This is a genomic window from Candidatus Frankia nodulisporulans (assembly GCF_902806475.1).
GTDB classification, from domain to species: Bacteria; Actinomycetota; Actinomycetes; order Frankiales; family Frankiaceae; genus Frankia; species Frankia umida.
Genome location: NZ_CADCWS010000292.1, coordinates 1 through 4,759, shown reverse-complemented (window position 1 = coordinate 4,759; position 4,759 = coordinate 1). Strand labels below are relative to the sequence as shown.

Genomic DNA, 4,759 nt, shown 5'->3' with positions numbered 1-4,759 from the left:
CCCGTCCGCGTCCACCGGCCCGTCCGCGTCCACCGGCCCGTCCGCGTCCGGGCGACTCCCGGCGTGGACCCGCCCGGATGGCCAGGCCTGGGATCCCCTCACCGACCCGCTCACCGGCCCGCTGGGCCGCCGCGGCCGGGGCCCGCCCGTTCGCCCTCGCCACCGCCTTCCAGTATCCCGCCGCGCCGCCGGCCGACGACCAGCCACGCACCACCCCTGCCCCGCCCCCCTCCACCGAGGCCACCTCGTCCACCGAGGCCACCTCGTCCGCTGAAACCAGCCCGTCCATCGAAACAGCGCCGTTCATCGCCACGGCACCGTCAGCGCAGGCCGAACCGTCGCTGGCAGCCGAACCCCCGGTGCGGGACGAATCCTCGGAGGCGGCTGAACCGCCGGTAGGGACCGAACCGCCGGTGATGGCTGATGTGGCAGGCGAAGCCCCAGCGGCGGACGAAGCCCTAGTGGTGGCGGACGAAGCCCTGGTGGCGGACGAACCGTCCGTCGAGACGTCGCTTCCGACCGTGGACGTGGTGCCCACCGCCGTCGCGTCGCCGTCCGAGGTCACGCCCTCCGTCATCGTGGTGGCCTCCACCGGGGCTGTGCCGTCCAGGGATGCCGTGCCGTCCAGGGACGCTGTGCCGTCCAGCGCGGGGGACCCGACGGAGGCGGACAGTGGCGCGGTGCGAGACAGCTTCGCCGAGCTCGCGGCCATGGCCGCGGGGGAACTGGCCGCGGGGGAACTGGCCGCGGGGGAACTGGCCGCGGGGGAACTGGCCGCGGGGGAACTGGCCGCGGGAGAGCGGGTCACGGAGGAGCGGGGTGTGGCTCGGTCGCAGGGGGCGCGGGTAGTGCCCGCGCGCGGCGACGAGCACACCCGCGAGGTGACCGAGGCGGCCCCGCGAACCCGGGCGCCACTCCTGCTGCACTCGCTGGCCGATCTGCGGGAGATCTGGGTGCCGCTGGTCGAGGCATCCGGAGCGCGCAGCGTCGCCGAGATCGGCTCGGAGAGCGGCGTCACCACCTCGCTGCTGGTCGACCTGCTCCGACGCGGCGGGGGCGGCCGGCTCGTCGTCGTCGACCCGAATCCCGGTGTGGAGCCGACCTCCGGCGGCGGGCTGGACGTGCAGGTTATCCGCGGTCACAGCCCGCAGGCCCTGGACGACCACGCCCCGACCGACGCCTACCTCCTCGACGGCGATCACAACTACGCCACGGTGCGCGGTGAACTGGAGGCGATCGCCGGGGCCGTCGAACGGTTCGGCCGATCGTCGTTCCCGCTGGTGATCCTGCATGACGTCGGCTGGCCGGCCGGGCGGCGCGACCAGTACTACGCGCCGGATCGGATCGCCGGCAACGACCGTCAACCCCACTCGTGGGACGTCGGCGTCGAGATCGACAATCCCGGCACGGTGCGGGGCGGTTTCCGCGGTATGGGCGCGTTCGCTTGGGCGCTGGCCGAGGGCGGGGCGCGTAACGGGGTCCGCACCGCGATCGAGGATTTCATCGCCGAACAACCCGACCTGCGGTTCTTCACCGTCGCGCCGGTCTTCGGCCTCGGTGTCGTGGTCGACCGGCGCGCGCCCTGGGCGCGCCGCGTCGCCGACCTGCTCACACCGTGGGTCTCCAACCCGCTGCTGTCCCGCCTGGAGCGCAACCGCATCGACCTCTACCTGCACGTCCTACGACTACAGGACGCCGCGGCCGCCGCCGCCCGCGTCCGCCAGCGCGAGTGGTCCCGGCTGGACGAGGAACGCAGCCGGCTCGCCGCGACCGACCTGGACCAGCTCGCCCGCATCGCCGAACTCGAACGCGAACTCGGTGAGCTGCGTCGGCGAGCAGCCGAATCCGGACTGCTCGATGTCGACGGCACGGACGGTAGCGCCGGCTCGCCGGGCGGCGGGCCGGCGGGGGACGAGTCCCGACTGGCCCAGGTCGCACGGGTCGCCGGCACCGCCCTGCGCGCCCGGCTCGGTCCCGCCGGCCAGGATCGCCTCGCCCGGGTCCAGGCCCGCGTCGTCGACGTCGCCGGTCCGACCCGCACCACCCTGCCCGCCCTGCGCCGTCGTCCGAGCCCACCAGCCCGCTGACCCGGCGTCACCAGAGCGTCGGCTTGACGGGCTCGAGGTCCTGCGACCACCCCCCGCACCCCGATACGGATGATCGGCGGGGGGTCAGCAGACCGGCTGGTAGGGGACGTCGGCTATGTAGCGCTGCCACTCGGTCTCGGTGATCTGGCGGGACGGGTCCGCGCAGGCGGCGGCGATCAGGCTGGCGTCGTCGATGCTGCTGACGCGGATGGTGTAGTCGTCGCTGGCGGTGGCGATGCCGCGGCCGTCCGGCGTCCAGGCGAGGGCCTGGATCCAGTCCCCGTGGCCGCTGATCGTGCCGGCGGCGGGGGGACGTCCGGAGCCGGTGACGTCCCACAGGTGGACGGTGGTGTCCCAGCCGGCGGTCGCGAGGGTTCGGCCGTCGGGGCTGAAGGCGACGTCGAAGACCCATTTCTCGTCCGCGGGGAAGGAGGCGACGGCCTCCGGGCGGGAGGGGTCGGTGACGTCCCAGATGCGGGCGGTGCCGTCGTAGCTGCCGGTGGCCAGGCGCCGTCCGTCGGGGCTGAAGGCCACGGCCCAGACGTAGTCGGTGTGCGCGGTGATCGCGGCCAGCGGACGGGGATGGCTCGGGTCGGAGATGTCCCAGATGCGGGCGGTCCGGTCGGCGCTCGCGGTGGCCAGCAGGCGGCCGTTGGGACTGAAGGCCACCTCGTTCACCCAGCTGGTGTGCCGGTCGAGGACGGACAGTTCCCGCGGATGGCGCCGATCGCTGACGTCCCACAGCCGGGCGGTGTTGTCGTAGCCACTGGTGGCGAGGATCTTGCCGTTGGGGCTGAAGGCGGCATCGAGTACCCAGCCGTCATGCCCGAGGATGTCGGCGACCTCGACGGGATGACGCGGGTCGCTGATGTCCCACAGGATCGCGCTACGGTCGTAACTGACGGTGGCGAGCGTGGTGCCGTCCGGACTGAACGCGGCGTCCAACGTCCAGGAACGGTGCCGGTTGAGGGTGGCCAGGCGCACCGGATGGGCCCGGTCGGCGATGTCCCACAGCTGGACGAGGTTGTCGGCACCGGTCGAGGCGAGCAGCTGTCCGTTCGGGCTGATGCTGACGCCCAGGGCGGACGCGGTGTGCCCGCGCAGCACCGTCGCCGTCGCGGCGGCGAACGAGGTCCGCAGGGCCGCGCGGGCCTCGGCGTCCGGGTCGATCCGGTAGGCGGCCAGCGACAGTCGGGCGGCGAGGTCCGTGTCCGAGGTACGGACCGCCTCGGCGGCCAGCGCCACCCGTTCGGCGACCTCCTCGTGGCTCGGCCGGTCCCCACCGCCGGAGGTCAGCGCCAGCGGAACCAGAGCGGTGATCAGTGCGACCGCCAGCAGTGGTGCGGCGAGCAACGCGATCCGCCGCCGGCCCCACCTGCGCCGCGGCCGGGTCGCCGGACCCCCGTCGCCGGCACCGACCTCGGCCCCCACACCACCCACGCCCGTACGGCCTGGCCTGGTGACAGCGCCCGCCCCGGTGCCGGGCGCTGCCGGCGGCCCGTCCCCACCACCGCCGTCCGGGATGCTGCCGTCGGTCCCACCGGCGGTCGCGCCGCCGGTGACGCCGCCGGTCGAGGCGGGGAAGGCCTCGCCGGTCCGCGCGGACCGTTGCGGCGGCGCGGCCAGCGGCGCGGCCGAGTGGATGACCCTGGTCACGTCCGGGTCGGGATGTGTCGGCGGGCCCATGGCCACCAGGCGGAGGAACAGATCGCGGGCGGTCGGACGGGCCGCCGGGTCCTTGCGCATCGCCTCCTCGACGATGGGACGCAGGTTCGGGTCCAGCCCGTCGAGCAGTGGCTCGCGGTGCACGACCCGGTAGAGCTGCACCGGCGTCGGCCCGTCGCCGAACGGGAACGATCCGGTCCCCGCGTAGGTGACCAGCCCACCCCAGGCGAAGACGTCGGCGGCCGCCGAGACCGGTTCACCGTTGGCCTGCTCGGGCGCCATGAACGCCGGCGTGCCGATCCGCTGGATCTCCTGGCTGAGCATCGTCGGGGCGTCCATCGCCCGCGCGATCCCGAAGTCGATCACCCGCGGTCCGAGGGAGGACAGCAGCACGTTCGATGGTTTGAGATCCCGGTGCACCATCCCGGCGCCGTGAATGGACGTGAGCGCCGCCGCCACGCTGACCGCGAGCCGTTCGAGATCCGCTGAGCGCAGCGGACCCTCGGCGGCGACGGTCTGCGCCAGGGTGAACCCGTCGATGTACTCGGTGACGAGGTAGGGCAGCCCACCCGGCGGATCGACGACGTCGAGCACTTCGGCGGTGCAGAACCTGGCGACGCGACGGGCGATGTCGGCCTCCCGGCGGAACCGGGCCCGGAACTCGGGCACCCGGGCCAGATCCGGCCGGATGACCTTCACCGCGACCAGCCTGCCGGCGTACCCGGTGGCGTGCTCACGCCCCCGGCCGAGGTAGACCGTGCCCATCCCGCCCTCGCCGAGCCGCCCCAGCAGCTCCACCCGGTCCAGCCCGGTCAGATCACCCGGCTCCAGCGGAGCCACACCCACCGGGATCGCCGAACCCGACCGCCCCCCACCGGTCTGACTCGCCGAACCCGCGCCAGCGCCACCGTGCGTCGCCGGACCAGATGCCGTCGGACCAGATGCCGTCGGACCAGATGCCGTCGGACCAGATGCCGTCGAACCACGCGCCGTCGGGCTGTGCGCCG

Annotated in this window: 3 protein-coding genes; 1 reads left to right on the top strand and 2 read right to left on the bottom strand. The window is 74.1% G+C overall.

Features of this window, described 5'->3' with window-relative positions; genetic code table 11:
* Nucleotides 1–77 precede the first annotated feature (77 nt).
* Nucleotides 78–2,087, top strand: coding sequence for a class I SAM-dependent methyltransferase (locus G6R24_RS18345; protein WP_225438703.1), 2,010 nt, complete (start codon nt 78–80; stop codon nt 2,085–2,087).
* A gap of 84 nt (nt 2,088–2,171) precedes the next feature.
* On the opposite strand, the gene G6R24_RS18340 is transcribed toward G6R24_RS18345, so the two are convergent.
* Entirely contained in the window at nt 2,172–4,517 is a 2,346-nt protein-coding gene (locus tag G6R24_RS18340; RefSeq protein WP_420840674.1) for a WD40 repeat domain-containing serine/threonine protein kinase, read from the bottom strand.
* Nucleotides 4,518–4,569: 52 nt separating this feature from the next.
* The coding region (locus G6R24_RS22805; protein WP_225438702.1) for a hypothetical protein at nt 4,570–4,759 on the bottom strand (190 nt) is incomplete at its 5' end.

Excerpts from the sequence above, each read along its gene's own strand:
- G6R24_RS18345 (WP_225438703.1), top strand. The coding sequence starts at position 78 with ATGGCCAGGCCTGGGATCCCCTCACCGACCCGCTCACCGGCCCGCTGG.
- G6R24_RS18340 (WP_420840674.1), bottom strand. The coding sequence starts at position 4,517 with ATGGGCACGGTCTACCTCGGCCGGGGGCGTGAGCACGCCACCGGGTAC.